Annotated in this window: 10 protein-coding genes; 4 read left to right on the forward strand and 6 right to left on the reverse strand. The window is 76.6% G+C overall.

Annotated features, from left to right (window positions below; all coding sequences use genetic code 11):
• Positions 1-101: 101 nt before the first annotated feature.
• On the reverse strand, positions 102-1496 hold the full coding sequence (eccB, locus tag L2C96_RS02765; protein WP_237334980.1) for a type VII secretion protein EccB: 1395 nt from the start codon (positions 1494-1496) through the stop codon (positions 102-104).
• Positions 1497-1499: 3 nt separating this feature from the next.
• The gene (gene eccD / locus L2C96_RS02770; RefSeq protein ID WP_237334981.1) at positions 1500-2873 is read right to left on the reverse strand and encodes a type VII secretion integral membrane protein EccD; all 1374 of its coding nucleotides are present in this window, start codon (positions 2871-2873) and stop codon (positions 1500-1502) included.
• Between the two features lie 109 nt (positions 2874-2982).
• Here eccD and L2C96_RS02775 point away from each other — a divergent pair, with 109 nt between their 5' ends.
• Genes L2C96_RS02775 through L2C96_RS02790 form a run of 4 tightly spaced genes read left to right on the forward strand, consistent with a single transcriptional unit; the run spans position 2983 to position 8328 of the window.
• Entirely contained in the window at positions 2983-4203 is a 1221-nt protein-coding gene (locus tag L2C96_RS02775; protein ID WP_237334982.1) for a hypothetical protein, read from the forward strand.
• Entirely contained in the window at positions 4200-4901 is a 702-nt protein-coding gene (locus tag L2C96_RS02780; RefSeq protein ID WP_020423507.1) for a helix-turn-helix transcriptional regulator, read from the forward strand. Before L2C96_RS02775 ends, L2C96_RS02780 begins: the two co-directional genes overlap by 4 nt.
• A complete protein-coding gene (locus tag L2C96_RS02785) occupies positions 4901-6541 on the forward strand; it encodes a right-handed parallel beta-helix repeat-containing protein (protein ID WP_237334983.1) in 1641 nt (546 codons plus the stop codon). The genes L2C96_RS02780 and L2C96_RS02785 overlap by 1 nt, the downstream gene beginning before the upstream one ends.
• Positions 6542-6591: 50 nt before the next feature.
• Positions 6592-8328 (forward strand): protein kinase domain-containing protein, encoded by a 1737-nt coding sequence (locus L2C96_RS02790; RefSeq protein WP_237334984.1) that lies wholly within the window; start codon positions 6592-6594, stop codon positions 8326-8328.
• Here the strand turns inward: L2C96_RS02790 and L2C96_RS02795 are convergent.
• The 4 genes from L2C96_RS02795 to L2C96_RS02810 form a co-directional block, all read right to left on the reverse strand.
• Positions 8321-10426 carry a transglutaminase TgpA family protein gene (locus L2C96_RS02795; RefSeq protein WP_237334985.1) on the reverse strand — a complete coding sequence of 702 codons (2106 nt, stop codon included), beginning with the start codon at positions 10424-10426 and terminating at the stop codon, positions 8321-8323. The two genes, L2C96_RS02790 and L2C96_RS02795, sit on opposite strands and share 8 nt — an antisense overlap.
• A gap of 141 nt (positions 10427-10567) precedes the next feature.
• Positions 10568-11710, reverse strand: coding sequence for a DUF58 domain-containing protein (locus tag L2C96_RS02800; protein ID WP_237334986.1), 1143 nt, complete (start codon positions 11708-11710; stop codon positions 10568-10570).
• Positions 11707-12684 carry an AAA family ATPase gene (locus tag L2C96_RS02805; RefSeq protein ID WP_051123558.1) on the reverse strand — a complete coding sequence of 326 codons (978 nt, stop codon included), beginning with the start codon at positions 12682-12684 and terminating at the stop codon, positions 11707-11709. Before L2C96_RS02805 ends, L2C96_RS02800 begins: the two co-directional genes overlap by 4 nt.
• Positions 12669-14582: a fibronectin type III domain-containing protein gene (locus tag L2C96_RS02810; RefSeq protein ID WP_237334987.1), complete on the reverse strand. Its 1914-nt coding sequence runs from the start codon at positions 14580-14582 to the stop codon at positions 12669-12671. Before L2C96_RS02810 ends, L2C96_RS02805 begins: the two co-directional genes overlap by 16 nt.

A 14582-nucleotide genomic window follows, 5' to 3' on the forward strand; every position in this document is an offset into this window, starting at 1 on the left:
CCAGCTTGCGCGCCCGCGCGCCAGCCGGGCTTCGCTCTCTCCTCCCGGCCAGCACGCCCCACCGGCAGGCACAACCGCTCTGCCCGGCCGAACCTCCCTGCTCAACCGAACACAGCAGCCGGGTCCAGAGCACTCCCCAACGGCACCCGGCTGACCATCCCCGCCGGCAAGCGCACCGGCACGACCTCGCCATACCCGAGCACCCCCAGCACCTTCCGGTCGGCCAGTGGGTGCGCCCGCCCCTGGTCGGTCACCAGCAGCACCGTCCCGGCGTACGCGCCCGCGCTCGGCATCGCCTCCACCAGTGCCGCCCGCCCGGGCTCGACGTACACCCGGTCGGCCAGTGGCATCCCGAGCACGGTCCGGCCCGGCGTCGCCATCGCGGCGGTGGCGGGCATCCGCGGGCCGACGTGCACCACCGGCGCCGCGGCCCCGGGCTCGTACGTCGCGCAGATCGTGTCGCCCGCCGCGAACTCCGGGCGCTGCCGGGGCGCCGCGCCCGGGCCCGCGTCCGCGGCCGGCGCGATGCGGGCCTCCGCGGCTTCGGCCGGTCCCAGCGGGACACCGACCGGCTGGCCGCCCCCGTACGCCTGCCGCGTCGCCGGGTCGGCCCGCTGGATGTCGTACTGCAGCGGCGAAATCGGCCGCAACCGGTCCGCCTCGGCGAGGTAGTGCTCCCGGTTGCCCGCGGTGTCCAGGACGAGCAGCTGCCCGGCGCGGATGTCCGCCCGCCCCGGCACCGCCGACGACGGACCGCCCAGCCCGGCCGGCCGGACCGGCGCGATCGGCTCCCCCGCGGGCAGCACGTCGACCACCGCCATGGCCGTCCGGATCCTCGGCACGGACTGCAGCGCCAGCCCCACCGTCACCGTGTCGGCCTGCCGGATCCGGTGCCGGTGGCCCCCGGCGATCAGGTACTGGTCACCGCTGGCCGGGACCTCGGCGAGCACCGCCTCCGCCGGCGCTCCCCCGGGCGCCCCGGCCCCGACCAGCAGCACCGACTCGTCCACAGTGGAGCCGTCCGGGCCAGGCACCGGCCGTGAGCACAGGCTCCAGCCACCGGTCAGCAGCTGCCCGGGGTCCGGCAGCGAGTCGGGCGCGCCGGGGATCCCGATCTCCGCACCCCGCGGCACACCCGCGAGCGAATCGCGCGACACCGACACCGTTTCGGCACGTTCACCGAGCGCCAGCAGCGCCGAGGCGTAGTTCGTCACCGGGTGCAGCACCCCGTCGAGGTACACGTACCGCGCCCCGGTCTCCTTCGCCACGATCACCGCCGGCCGGTCCCGCCACGTCGTATTCCCGCCGGGGTTGACCAGCCCGTACACGCCGACCGCGACGAGGGCCAGCACCCCCAGCACGATGCTGCCGATCGCGGCCCCGCCCGGACGGCGGAACGGCGGCTGCTCCGGATCGGGCTCCCGCGTCACCAGCGCGGAAATGGCCCGCTGCGCGAGGAACTGGTGCGCCTGCAGCAGGTCGCGTTTGGACGCCACCGCTCACCCGCCCAGTCCGCGGACCAGCCCGTACACCCCGAGCACCGCGCACAGCACGGGCACGCAGGCGAGCACGACCGCCACCTCGAGCAGCTCGGCGTAGCGGCCGAGGAACGGGCTGGGCAGCCGCTTGCTGTGGCTGAGCCCCGCCAGCACGGCCAGCCCGCCCACCACGATCAGCACCGGCGCGGTGACGGCGAACGGAAGCCGCGCGCCGGGGCCGAGCGCGAGCGCGCCCGCGGCGGCCACCCCCGCCAGCAACAGCGGCGCCCGGTGCCGCAGGGCCGGGTAGAGCCGGGCGCGCAGGCAGAACCCCACTGACAGCACGGACAGCAGCACGACGACCGCGGTGCCGCCCGCCCGCGCGACGACGCACAGGCACACCACGGTGACCGTCGCCGCCCCGGCGATCATCCCGGTCAGCAACTGGTCGGCGCGCACCACCGCGGCGTAAACCGCCTTCCTGGGCGGTTGCGGGTCGTCGCGCACCAGGTCCGCGGTGGTGCGCGGGAGCACCGGCATCGGCACCCGCCCGAGGCGGATCGCCAGCGGGCCGGACAGCGGCGACAACAACAGCACCGCCACGGCCGCCACCGCCGCGCCGTCCGCGCCGTCCAGCGCGTCCGTGGTCGCCGGCCACGACGCGAGCGCCCCCACGACGCTCGCGGTGAGACCGGCGACGAACACCTCGGCGCGCTCGACCACGGCGACCTGCCCCAGCACCGCGGCGATCAGCAGCGCCGAACAGCCGCCGAGCAGCTGCGGCGCGCCCAGCCCGGCCGGCTGCGGCCCGGCGGCGAGCGCCAGCGCTCCCCCGGCGAAGGCGAACGGCATCGCGAGCGCGGCCACCACGGCACCCGCGCCGGCGTCGCCGAACGCCCTGGCCAGCGCGGCGCCCGCGGCGAGCAGGACGACGCCGCCCCCGAGCGCGGCCCACGCCGCCGTCTCCCACGGCGGCCCGGCCCGCACCACGGCGGCCAGCGCGAGCAGCACGGCGAACGCCCCGGTCAGCAGGCCCGCCGCGCGGGTGTGCACCGGCCCCCACAGGCGCCCGGTGTGCCCGGCTCCCTTGGCGATGGTGTCGGCGAGGTCGTCGTAGGACAGTTCCGGCCAGTGCAGGCTCCGGGACACCAGGTGCAGGACCTCGCCGTCCCGGATCCCGTACGCGGCCGGCGTCCGGCCGGGTTCGAGCACGGTGCCGTCACCGCGGCGGAGCAGCCAGCCCCCGCCGGCCACCCCGTCGTCGTGCAGGCTTTCACCGGCCCGGCGCAGCAGTCCCGGCAGGATCTCCCCCACCGGCGACCGCTCGGGCACGGCGAGGTCGATCCGCCGTCCGGGCGCGTCGATGGTCACCCGGACGAGGTTCGTCGTCGTCATGGCCCCCACCATGGGCTGGCGGGCCCGCGGCGGGAACCGTTCCGGCAGGTACCGGCCACCGCGCTGGTTGTCATCGGATCCTCATGTTCGGACCGGCAAGGTGATCGGCATGCTCCCGGCGACGACCACGCACCAGCCCCCGCGGCCCAGCGCCGCGGGCGCACCGCAGACCGCCGGGCGGCCGGTCGCGACCGTCGCCGCCCAAGCCGTCACCACCACCGCGACCCCTGCCAGGACCGCGCCGCCACGCCCCGTGGCACAGCCCACGACCCCGGCCCAGCCCGCGCCGGTCCACATCGGACACCTCGCCGAGCCGCCCGAGGAGATTCCGGAGCAGCGGCACACGCCCGAGCTGCCCGCGCTGCGGATCGTCTGCTGGCAGCTCGCGCTGGTGCTGGGCCTGATCGCGATCGGCCGCCCCTGGCCGGTGACGGCGGGCCTGCTGACCACCGCGGCGATCCTGCTGGTCTGGACCGCGGGCCGCGCGGACGGCCGCTGGCTGTCCGACGAGGTGCTGCTCCGGGCGCGCCTGCTGCGGCGGCGCCGTCGCGTGGCACGCGGCGGGGACCTGCTCGGCCACCTCGCGCCGGGAGCCCGGATCCGCACCGCCGAAGTCGCGGGCGTGCCGGCCGGGGTGATCAGCCGCGAGGAAGAACTGCTCGCCGTCCTGCGCCCGACCGGCGGTGATCCCGGTGCGTTCGCCCGGCTCACGCTCTCCGGAGCGCTGGTCTCGGGATCCGGGACAGCACCGGTGATCCGGCTCCAGCTGGTCCTGCACCGCGGTCCTCGGCAGACGCACGAAACCCGGGCCTGGCTCGCCGTGCGCGCGGTGCGCGAGCCCGGCCTGGCCACCGACGACGAGCTGCTCACCGCGCTGACCGGCGCGGTGCGCCGCACGCACCGCGAACTCCGCGCCGCGGGCCTGGGCGCGGTCGCCCTGACCGAGCAGGAACTGCGCGCGGCGCTCGCCGCGCTCACCCACACCGGCCCCGGCCGGGACCGGGTCGCCGAGGAGCGGCGGTGCTGGCGCGCGGGACCGGTCACCCAGATCGGCGTGCGCGTGACCGGCCTCGGCGCCCGCCCGCCGCGGGCCCGGATCCACGCGCTGCACCAGCTGCTCGCCGCCGTCCCCGGCGCCGCCCGCACCGTCGCGGTCACCGTGCCCGGGCACGACGCGGTGGTGCGGGTCGCCGCCACGACCGACGCCGCCGCCGATTCGGCCGTCGCGCGGCTGCTGTGGGCGCCGCCCCCGGGGCTGCGCCTGGAACGAATGGACAACCAGCACGGACCGGCCGTCGCCGCGTCGCTGCCGATCGGAGGAAAGCCATGATCCCCCAGCCCGCACTCGAAGCACGCCAGGCCCCGCCGCGCCTTTCGGTCCTCGATGGACAGTCCGCGGGGGCGCTGGTCTCCCGGCACGCGCGGGTCGCCACCAAGCTGGCCGCCGCCGAACGCGAGGTGCTCGTCGTCAGCTCGCTGTCCGGCGGCCCCGCCGATCCGGTCAGCACGTTCCGCCCGGTCGACCACGCCAACCTCGGCCGCGGGGTCCGCTACCGGATGCTCGTCCCGGACGCCGCGCGCACGACGCCCGGCCCCGCCCGGCGCCTCGGCAAGCTGGCGCAGGCCGGCGCGGAGATTCGCACGATGCCCGTCGTGCCCGTCGAGGCGCTGGTCATCGACGGCGCGCTCGCCGTGCTGCCCGGGGAGCACCGGGACATCGCGGTGCTCCGGCTGCCCAGCGTGATCGGCACGATCATGGAGCTGGTCGAGCACCTGTGGCCGGCCGCGGTGCCGCTCGTCCCGGCCGACCCGCCGTCGTGCGCGGAACTGGCCGGGCGCGACCGGGAGCTGCTGGCTCTGCTGTCCGCGGGCTGCACGGACGAGTCGGCGGCGGCCGCGCTCGGCGTGTCGGTGCGCACGGTGCGGCGCATGGTCGCCGGGCTGATGAACCGGCTCGGCGCCCGCAGCCGCTTCCAGGCCGGGGTCAAGGCCGCCGGGCACGGCTGGCTGGCAGGGAGGGCGAGCTGATGACGACCGCCGCCCGGACCCTGCTCGTGGCGCCGGGCCGGCACGGCGCCTACGCCACCGTCGGCGAGGCGGTGCTCGGCGCCCCGGACGGCGCGTGCGTGTCCATCGCCGCCGGCACCTACGCCGAGACACTGGAACTGGTGGACCGCACGCTGACCCTCCGCGCGGCCGCGGGCGCCGAGGTCGTGTTCGACGGCAGCGGGGCGGACGTGCCGGTGCTGTTCGCCCGCGGCGGCGCGCTCACCGTGCACGGGGTGACCGTGCGGGCGGGAAACGCGGCGGGGGTGCAGGCCGAGCACGCGGCCCTGACGCTCACCGGCTGCAGCGTGCACGCCGGGCGCGGCGCCGCCGTCGCGGTCCGCGGACCGGGACCGGTCGCGATCACCGACGTGTCGATCACCGGCGCGGAGCACGGGCTGGTGCTGGAAGGCACGTCCGGCGTGGTGGAGAACGTGACCATCGACAACGTCGCCGCCGACGGGATGATCGTCGGGCTGGGCGCGGATCCGGTGATCCGGTCCTGCGCCGTGAGCGGGTGCGGGCAGCGCGGTCTCTACGTCTACCAGCACGCGCGGCCGGTGGTGGAGAACTGCCGGATCATCCGCACCGCCCAGGCCGGGGTCCTGGTGGCCCACCGCGGCGAACCGGTGCTGCGGCGGGTTTCGGTGAGCGACGCGGGCGGCGTCGGCATCGACGTGGGCGCGCACTGCGGCGGCACGGTCGAAGCGTGCGACGTCACCAACACCGCCGAGCCCGCGGTGCGGCTCGCGGCCTCGGCGACCGCGACCGTGGTGGCCGAACCGGCCGGGGCGTCCGGCGGCCCGCTGGACGCGCTGCTCGCGGACCTCGACGGCATGGTCGGGCTGCCGGCGGTCAAGGCCGAGGTCCGGTCGCTGGTGGACGAGATCCAGGTGAACGCGTGGCGGTCGCGGGCCGGGCTGTCCACCGGCGCGCTGAGCCACCACCTGATCTTCGCGGGCGCGCCGGGCACCGGGAAGACGACGGTGGCCCGGACCTACGGCAGGCTGCTGCGGGAACTGGGGGTGCTCGGCGGCGGGGAGTTCCGCGAGGTGTCGCGGCGGGACCTGGTCGGGCAGTACGTCGGCCACACCGCCGAGAAGACGGCGACGGTGTTCGAGCAGTCCCTCGGCGGTGTGCTGTTCATCGACGAGGCCTACACGCTGTCGCGGCAGACCGGCAGCGGCGCCGACTTCGGCCAGGAAGCCATCGACACGCTGGTGAAGCTGATGGAGGACCACCGCGAGGAGATCGCGGTGATCGTCGCGGGCTACACCGCCGAGATGCGCCAGTTCCTCGCCGCCAACCCGGGGTTGTCGTCGCGGTTCGCGAAGACGATCGAGTTCGAGAACTACACGCCGGACCAGCTGGTCGGCATCACCGGCCGCATGGCGGCGGACGGCGACTACGAGCTCGACCCGCGCGCCCGGCCCGTCCTCGCCGGCTACTTCGACCGCATCTCGGCCGATCCCGCGTTCGGCAACGCGCGCGACGCCCGGAAGCTGTTCGAGGCCGTGCGGAAGGCCCAGTCCGGGCGGCTGCGGCGGCTCGGCCGGATCCCGGACCCCGCCGAGCTGCGTGAACTCCGGCTCGAGGACGTGCTGGCTGCGGTCGGGGCGTGATGGTTCGTACCATGGGACCGGCGACGGCGGCGATTCCGAGGACGACCACCATGACGGCAGCGGGGGACGCACCCGGCGACCTGGTTCCGCTGGGCGACGGGCCGAGCGCCACCGTGTTCGCCGGGGTGGACGAGGCGGCCGGGACGGCGTTCGCGCTCAAGGTCTACCCGGGCCGGCTCGACCGCGGCACCCGCGCCGAGCTGGACGCCGAACTGTCCGCGCTGGCCTCGGTGCGGGGCAGGGCGCCGGTCCTGGTGGCCGACGCGGTGCGCGAGCTCCCGGACGGCCGGTGCGCCCTGCGGATGGAGTTGTGCGCGCAGTCCCTGCCCGAGCTGGTGGGGGCGTTCGGGCCGATGGCGGCCGCCGACGCGGTGGCGCTGGGCCGCTCGCTGGCGTCCGCGCTGGCCGCGGCGCACCCGGCCGGGGTGGTGCACGGCGGGGTCACCCCGGGGAACGTGTTGTTCCGGCCGTCCGGCGAGGCGGTGCTGTCCGACTTCGGCCTGGCGCTGCGCCGCGCCTTCCCCCGCGACCCGGCGCGCGACATCGGGTTCCTGGCGCCGGAGACACTGCGCGACGGAACCGCCGACGAGCGGTCCGACCTGTACGGCTTGGGCGCGGTGCTGTACCTGGCGCTGACCGGCCGGTCGCCGCACCAGGGACGGCCCGGCGAGCCCGAGGGCGAGCTGGTGCTGCGGGTGCTGCACGAGCCGGCGCCGCCCCTGGAGCGGAGCGATCTGCCGCCGGGGCTGGCGCAGCTGATCACGGCGCTGCTGGCCCGGTCCCCCGACGCGCGCCCCCTCGACGCGGCCACCGTGGCCGCCCGGATGGCCGCCCCGGCCCCCGGCCAGGTGCGGCCGGCGTTCGACGACTTCGGGGGGTCCTTCGGCGCGCCATCCTTGGGCGGGCCGCCGGTGGCGCCGGGGCCACCTCCGGGCGGGCCCCCGCTGCGATCGCATCCGGGGCCGCCGTCGCACAACCCGACAGGGGAAGTGCCCTTGGGCGCGCCACCACTGGCCCCGCAAGCGGGGGCGCCAGCGGGACCACCCCCGGGCATCCCGCACGGATCGCAGGCAGGAGCGCCATCGCCGACCGCGCCACCGGCCCCCTTGGGCGCCCTGCCTCCGGGGACGCCGCCCCCGGGCACACATCCCACGGCCCTGCGTCCCGCGGGGCCGCAGCCGAATCCGGCTTCGCCGCCGGTCCCCCATGCCTCGGCGGCGCCGGCCGGGCCGGCACCCCACGGGCCCCCCGCGGCCGGGAACCGACCCGCAGCGCCCTGGCCCGCCGCCCCGCATCCGGCGCCGGGCGGGCCGCGGCTGGGCACGCCGCTCGTCGAGTACGGGCCGGCCGACCGCCCGCGCCGACGGCCGAGGCGGATGAATTCCGTCGTCGTGGCGCTGGCGGTGTTGTCGGCGCTCGCGGTGGCCGCCGTGCTCGTGCTGGTGAACACCCCGGAGGAACTGGACGTCGCGGCCGTGCCGCCGCAGATCGGGGCTCCCGGGCTGCCCTCGCCGTCGGGGCGGGCGGTGCAACTGGACCTCAACGACCCGGTCGACCTCGGCGATCACGTCGAACTGTCCTGGCGCAGCAGCGAGGCGCTGGACTTCGCGGTCATCGTCGCCGCCGAGGGCGAGCGGAGCACCACCGTCCTCGTCCAGCGCAACACCAGCCACCGGGTGCCGGTGGATCCGGTGCGCAAGTACTGCTTCCTCGTCCAGGCCACCGACGGCAACCAGGTCTACGAGAGCCAGGCCAAACCGATCCGCGGCGCGAACTGCGTCAAGTGACCCGCCGCAGCAGCGTCCACGGCTCGAACGCCGCGCGGAGCCGCGCCCGCACGCCCCGCCGGGCGAGGCCGCGCCGCACCCGGCGCACCGCCGTCCACGCCTGCGCCGCCCGGCCCTCGTCCGGCCCGGCGCCCGACCACAGCGCCACGTCCACCGTCCGGCCCAGCGACCGCAGCTCCTCCACAGTGGACTGATCCACGAACCGGGCGGCAGCGGTCGCCAGGTCCCGCACGGTCATCCCCGCCGTGACGGGCACGCCATGACCGCGCAGCCGGTCCCGCACCTCTTCCCAGGCGCCGATCACCGCGCCGGATCCACCCCGGCGCCGTCGCCGCCACGCGCGCACGCCCTTGGCCAGCGGCACGCCGAACACCCCGAGCAGCACCACGGCGAGCAGGACCGCCCCCGTCACCGCCCACGGGAAGCGGCCGGTCCCGCCGTTCCCGTCGCCGGTGCCCTCTCCTGCCGCCACCGGTGGGTCGAGCAGGTCCTGCGACGCGGGCAGCTGCGCCCGTGCCCCCGCGGTCGCGGCGGCCAGCCCGGCGCCCGCGGCCGCTCCGGGCGCGGCGGTGCCCGTCGGGTCGAGCGGCACCCAGCCGACGCCCTCCACGGCCACCTCCGGCCAGGCCAGCACGTCGCCGTTGCTCACCACCGTCGTGCCGGTCGGCGCGCGGAAGCCGACCACCAGCCGAGCCGGGATGCCCCGCACCCGCGCCAGGGCCACGTAGGCGGCGGCGAACTGCTCGCTGGTGCCGCGCTTGGCGGTCAGCAGGAACTCCGCGAGCTGGGGCCAGGAGTGCCCGGTCGGCAGGTTCTGGCCGCTGGCGAGCCGGTAGTTCTCCCGGAAGAACCGCTCCAGCGCGAGCGCCGCCTGGAAGGTGGGCCGGGTGCCGTTCACCGCCCGCTCGGCGAGCTCGGTGATCCCGGGCGGCACCGTGCCGACGCCGGACAGGCCGCCGGGCGCGTCCGGGTCGATCGCCGCGCCGTACAGCGAACCCGCCGGGATCTGCGGCGCCCACCAGGTCAGGGTGTAGTCGCCGGCGCGGCCGCCGTCCGGCACGAGCAAGGTGCCCTGCTGTTCCTCCACCAGCGGCTCGGCGCCGCTCACCCCGGCGGGCCAGGTCTGGCTCGGCAGCCACGGCCCGCCGAGGTCGACGGCGGAGATCCGGGCCGTGCGCGCCTCGACCGGCACGGTCACCGCCGGGCCCGGCCGGAGTTCGCTGCCGAGCGTGCGGTAGCGGGCGCCGGGCGACCAGTTGACGCCGTCGAACTCGTCCAGCACCGCCACGGCCCACCGGTCCACCCCGGCCGCGCCGTCGACGCGGAACACCGGCGTGCCCGGGTGGGCGAGCCGGTAGGCGATGTCGTCCAGCGGGTTGGCGATCTGGACCTGCGTGAGCGGGGCGAGCTGCTCGTCCTTGAGGGAGTACTTCGCCGGCGGGGACGGGACGGCGACCCCGGCGACCACCACGGCCGCCGCGGCGAGCGCGACGGCCGCGGACGGGAACACCGGCCGCCGCCCCTGCCCGCGCCCGGTGGCGAGCACGGCGCCCGCCGCCACGGCGTACGCGAGCGCCGCGCCCACCGCGCCCCAGCCGGACGCCGCCGCGTAGAACTGGCTGAGCACCACGACGGCGAGGCTCGGCACCAGCGCGGCCAGTGGCCGGGTGAGCCGGAGCAGTTCGGCGCCGAGCACCGCCGCGAGGACCGTCAGCAGCGGCACGAACAGCAGCACCGCGGGCTCGGGACGGGCCGGCCAGGTGGAGCGCAGGGCGAGCTGCCAGGACTGGGACACGCCGTCGGCGAGCGCACGCAGGGTCTCACCGGTGGGCACCCCGCCCACGGTGGTCGGCCACAGGGTCGTCTCGACGACCGCGAGCAGGCCGGCGACCAGCGCGACCAGGGGCCGCCAAGCCAGCGAGCCCGGCGTGCGCATCACGGCGACGACGACGAGCACGACGGCCGCGGGCACCCCGACCGGCGCCAGGAGCGCGGAAAGGCCGAACACCGGAGCGAACAGCAACCCCGCGACCACAGCCGCGAGCACCACCCCGGCGGCGGGGGTGATCGCGGCGCGATCTCCACGTGCGGTGCTCATCCGACCACCCCGGACCATGTGATTGGACAGTCCGGATGCGACAGTCGTGCGACGAAGGTGTGCTTCACGCCGTCACCTCGTGCGCTGAGCGCAGCCACGAACGGCAGTCCACAGCAGACACGTGCGATGTCCAGGCGTGCCTCACCCCGCCACCTCGTTCCACAACCGCACCGCCTGCACCGCGTCGGCGGCCAGCAGCACCCGTGCGCCCGGCGCCGCGGCCATTCGTGGTCCCGGTCCTTCCAGCGCGACCAGGAAGATCGTGTCGAACCGGTCCCGCAGCCAGGTCAGTGCGGGCGGCTCCGCGCGCGCCGAGCTGACCAGCACCAGGCATCCGCCCGCGCCGCCGCGTGCGGACAGCGCCGGCGGCACCAGCGCGTCCGCCGGGGCCTGCGTCGCCTGGCACAGCTCGTCCAGCAACTGCCGGGTCGCGGGCAGGCCGCCGGGTGTGGGCAGGTCGAGCCCGCCCGCGGTGACCAGCCGCGACGGGTGCCCGGCCCGCGCCGAGGCCACCAGCAGCGACGCGGCCACGTCGGCCGCCTCCTCGAACCCGGCAGGCGACAGCGATCCGGCGCGGGTGTCCAGCAGCAGCGTGAACCGCGGCTGCTCCGGGTCCACGAGGTCCCGCACCATCAGCCGCCCGGTGCGGGCCGTCGCCTTCCAGTGCACGTGCCGCACCTCGTCCCCGGGCACGTACTCGCGCACGTCCTGCAGGTCGATCGAGCCGCGCAGCGCGTCGTCGGTGCGGGCGCCGTCGTGGTGGTGCCGCGGGTGCCCGCTGACCAGCACCCGGGCCGGCAGCTGCCGCGGGTGCACCCACAGGTCCGAGGTCTCACCGGTGGGCTTGCGGTTGACGGCCAGCCCGAACGGGTCGGCCCGGTGCAACGTCAGCGGGCCGACCGGGTGCCGCCCGCGCGCGCCGGTGGGCAGCTCGTAGTGGTAGGTGGCCTCCGCGCCCGGCGCGAGCGCGCGCACCGAGACGGTCTGCGCCTGCCCGCCGATCCCGTCGGTGGCCAGGAACGCCGCCTGCCGCCGCTGCCCCGGGTTGCGCACCCGCAGCCGCGCCAGCGCGGCACTGCCCCGTTCGACCCGGTCCGGGTACACGGCACGGCGCACCTCGACACCCAGCCCGCGCGCCGTGACGGCCACCGCGGCGAGCACGGCGACCAGCGCCACCGCCCCCAGCGCACGCAACAGCGGGTACCCGCCCCACTGCCCGAACACCAGCAGCGGCACCGCCGCGACGAGCACCGCGACGCCGCGCCCGGTCAGCCGCCGCCTCACCGCCGGGCCGCGCCGATCGCCGGCGCCGGGGTGGCGGCCAGGACCTCGTCGACGATCTCGGCGGTGCCGCGGCCGTTCAGCTCGGCGTCCGCGGTGAGGATCAGGCGGTGCGCCAGCACCGGCACGGCCACGTCCTTGACGTCGTCCGGGGTGACGAACGCCCTGCCGTCGGTCGCGGCCAGCGCCTGCGCGGTCCGCACCAGCGCGATGCTGCCACGCGGGCTCGCGCCGAACCGCACCGCCGCGTGCTCCCGGGTCGCGGCCGCCAGCCGGGCCGCGTACTCCACGACCGCCCGGTCCAGGTGCGACCCGCGCACCTCCGCGATGGCCTGGCGCAACACCCCGATGTCGACCACGGTGGGCAGCTCGTCCGCGGTGACGCCGGCGCACTCGCTCATGACCACCAGCACCTCGGAGGCCACGTCCGGGTAGCCGACCGACAACCGCATCAGGAACCGGTCCAGCTGTGCCTCCGGCAGCCGGTAGGTGCCCTCCATCTCGATCGGGTTCTGCGTGGCCACCACCAGGAACGGCCGCGGCACCTCGTGCGCCACGCCGTCCACCGTCACGCGCCGCTCGGACATGACCTCCAGCAGCGCGGACTGGGTCTTCGGAGTGCCGCGGTTGATCTCGTCGGCCACCACGATGTTCGCGAACACCGCGCCCGGGTGGAACCCGAACTCCTCGTCCTTCTGGTGGAACACGCTCACGCCGGTGATGTCGCCGGGCAGCAGGTCCGGCGTGAACTGGATGCGGCTCCACTTCCCGCCGATGCTGCGCGCCAGGCACCGCGCCAGCGTCGTCTTGCCGAGGCCGGGCACGTCCTCGATCAGCAGGTGCCCCTCGGCCAGCAGGGCGGCCACCGCCAGCCGCACCAGCTCCGGCTTGCCCCGGATCACCTGCTGCACGTTGTTCGCGATCAGCCCGGCGACCTCGCCCGCTCGTGTTGCGCTCTGCACTATCCCCCCGGCCATACGTAGTAGTTGGAACGGACACCGTTGACTTCGACCCACACGCGGTAGCCGACGCTCTCGAACGGGAAGTCCTCGAACACCTCGTTGCCCTCCGCGTCGGTCCGGACGCCCCGGCCCGGGTTGGAGTAATCCGTGTTGTCGGAGAACACCTCTACCTCGTACCTGGTGTTGGGGTCGAACCCGGTCATCTCCACGTGCATGTAAGCGCAGTCCGGCGCCTCACAACCGTCGTAGGTCGTGTCCTCACCCCGGCGGATCGTGATCTGCGGGGTCCGCTGCACCGGCACCAGCGTCTGGACCGTGGCCGGCGCTCCCCGCCCGGCGCTGTTCTCCGCCACCACCGTGACGGTGTAGGTCACGCCCTGCTGCAACCCGCTCAGCGTGGCCGACCGCGCGCTGCCCGGACGGGTCATCGCCCCGCCCGCGCCGGACCCCGGCCGCCAGGAGATCTGGTAGGCGGTGACGGCCGCGCCGTTCGGCGGCGCCGCACCCCAGGTGAGCTGCACGTTCTCGCCCTGCACGGTGGCGCGCAGCCCGGGCGGCAGGCCCGGCGGGCTCGCCGGCACCGGCGGAGGCGACGGCGGCGGCACGGCCCGGGACGACGACGGCGGCGACTGGGTCTGCCCCGGCGGCCGGCCCCCGTCACCACCCGACGGCGGCCGGTTCTGACCCCCACCGGGCGGCGGCCCGTTCTGCGCCGGTCCATTTTGGACCGGTCCATTCTGCGCCGGTCCGTTCTGGGGCTGCGAAACAGGCGACTCCGGCGGCGGGGCGACCGGCGCGCCCGGCTCGTCCGGCCGCTGCGTGCCGACCACCGGCACCTGGTTCACCGCGCCGTCGTGGTCCACCACCAGCACGTGCCGCCCCTCGGCGCCGTCCACGTACACGCGGGCGTCCTCGCCGCGGGCCAGCCGCGGTTCGCCCGCCTCCGGCGGCACCGGCATCGTCCGCTTCGGATCGCCCTGGCTGCTGTAGGTCAGCACCGTGCTGCGGGTCAGGTCGAGCAGCACCACCGACGACCCGCTGACCGTCGGGCCGGCGTAGTCGCCGTCGGCCAGCGCCAGGCTGATCGGCGTCGCGGGCGCGCGCCGCCCGTCCAGCCCGGCCGCGTCGACCAGGTGCAGCCGCCGGGTCGCCGGGTCGAGCACGGCCACCCGGCCGTCCGCGTCCGCCGGGGCGATCCGGGCGCCGGGCGGCAGGTCCATCCGCGCGGGCACCGGCTCGCCGAACCCGTCCCCGGTGACCGGGCGCAGCACGTCGGAGGTGGTGTCCACGAACGCGGCGTCCCGGCCGACCACGGTCAGCCCGCCGGTGTGGCCTGCGGGAGCCGCCACCGGGCAGGACACCTGCTCCGCATCGCGCGGGAGCCGGCACAGCACCCCGGAATCCAGGCGGTGCAACCACACCGTGCCGTCCGGAGTGGCCACCGGGTCGCCGAGCACGCCGCCCGCCGGGATGGTCACCGCGCCGTCGCCGAGCCGCACCACCCGGCCCGCCTCGCGGTAGACCAGGTAGGGCCCGCCCGGCGTCTCGATCGCGACCGGCACCTCGCCGGTCGGCGGGACGAAGCTGCGCTCCACGCTGAGGTCGGACTTGCCGAACTCGTGGATCCGCGACCGCCCCACCACGTACCCGCTCGTCTCGCCCTGCACGACCTGGCTGCCCGGCTCCAGGCCCGGCACCTCCGCCGAGGCGTCCACGGTGCGGGCCGAGCCGTTGATGTGGAAAACCCGGTCCAGGCCGGGGAAAGCGACCCAGTGCCCGCCCGGCGCGACGTTCAGCCCGGGCAGCGGCCGTCCCGCCGCCGACACCGCCACCGCGACACCGGCGACCACGACCGCCACCAGCAACGCCATCGGCAGGCGGCGCCGCAGGCCGTGGGAAGTCCGCTCGTCCAT

The organism is Amycolatopsis tucumanensis, from assembly GCF_021654135.1.
Classification (GTDB): Bacteria; Actinomycetota; Actinomycetes; order Mycobacteriales; family Pseudonocardiaceae; genus Amycolatopsis_E; species Amycolatopsis_E tucumanensis.

Excerpts from the sequence above, each read along its gene's own strand:
- L2C96_RS02810 (WP_237334987.1), bottom strand. The coding sequence starts at position 14,582 with ATGGACGAGCGGACTTCCCACGGCCTGCGGCGCCGCCTGCCGATGGCG.
- L2C96_RS02795 (WP_237334985.1), bottom strand. The coding sequence starts at position 10,426 with ATGAGCACCGCACGTGGAGATCGCGCCGCGATCACCCCCGCCGCCGGG.
- L2C96_RS02790 (WP_237334984.1), top strand. The coding sequence starts at position 6,592 with ATGACGGCAGCGGGGGACGCACCCGGCGACCTGGTTCCGCTGGGCGAC.
- L2C96_RS02780 (WP_020423507.1), top strand. The coding sequence starts at position 4,200 with ATGATCCCCCAGCCCGCACTCGAAGCACGCCAGGCCCCGCCGCGCCTT.
- eccD (WP_237334981.1), bottom strand. The coding sequence starts at position 2,873 with ATGACGACGACGAACCTCGTCCGGGTGACCATCGACGCGCCCGGACGG.
- L2C96_RS02775 (WP_237334982.1), top strand. The coding sequence starts at position 2,983 with ATGCTCCCGGCGACGACCACGCACCAGCCCCCGCGGCCCAGCGCCGCG.
- L2C96_RS02785 (WP_237334983.1), top strand. The coding sequence starts at position 4,901 with ATGACGACCGCCGCCCGGACCCTGCTCGTGGCGCCGGGCCGGCACGGC.
- L2C96_RS02805 (WP_051123558.1), bottom strand. The coding sequence starts at position 12,684 with ATGGCCGGGGGGATAGTGCAGAGCGCAACACGAGCGGGCGAGGTCGCC.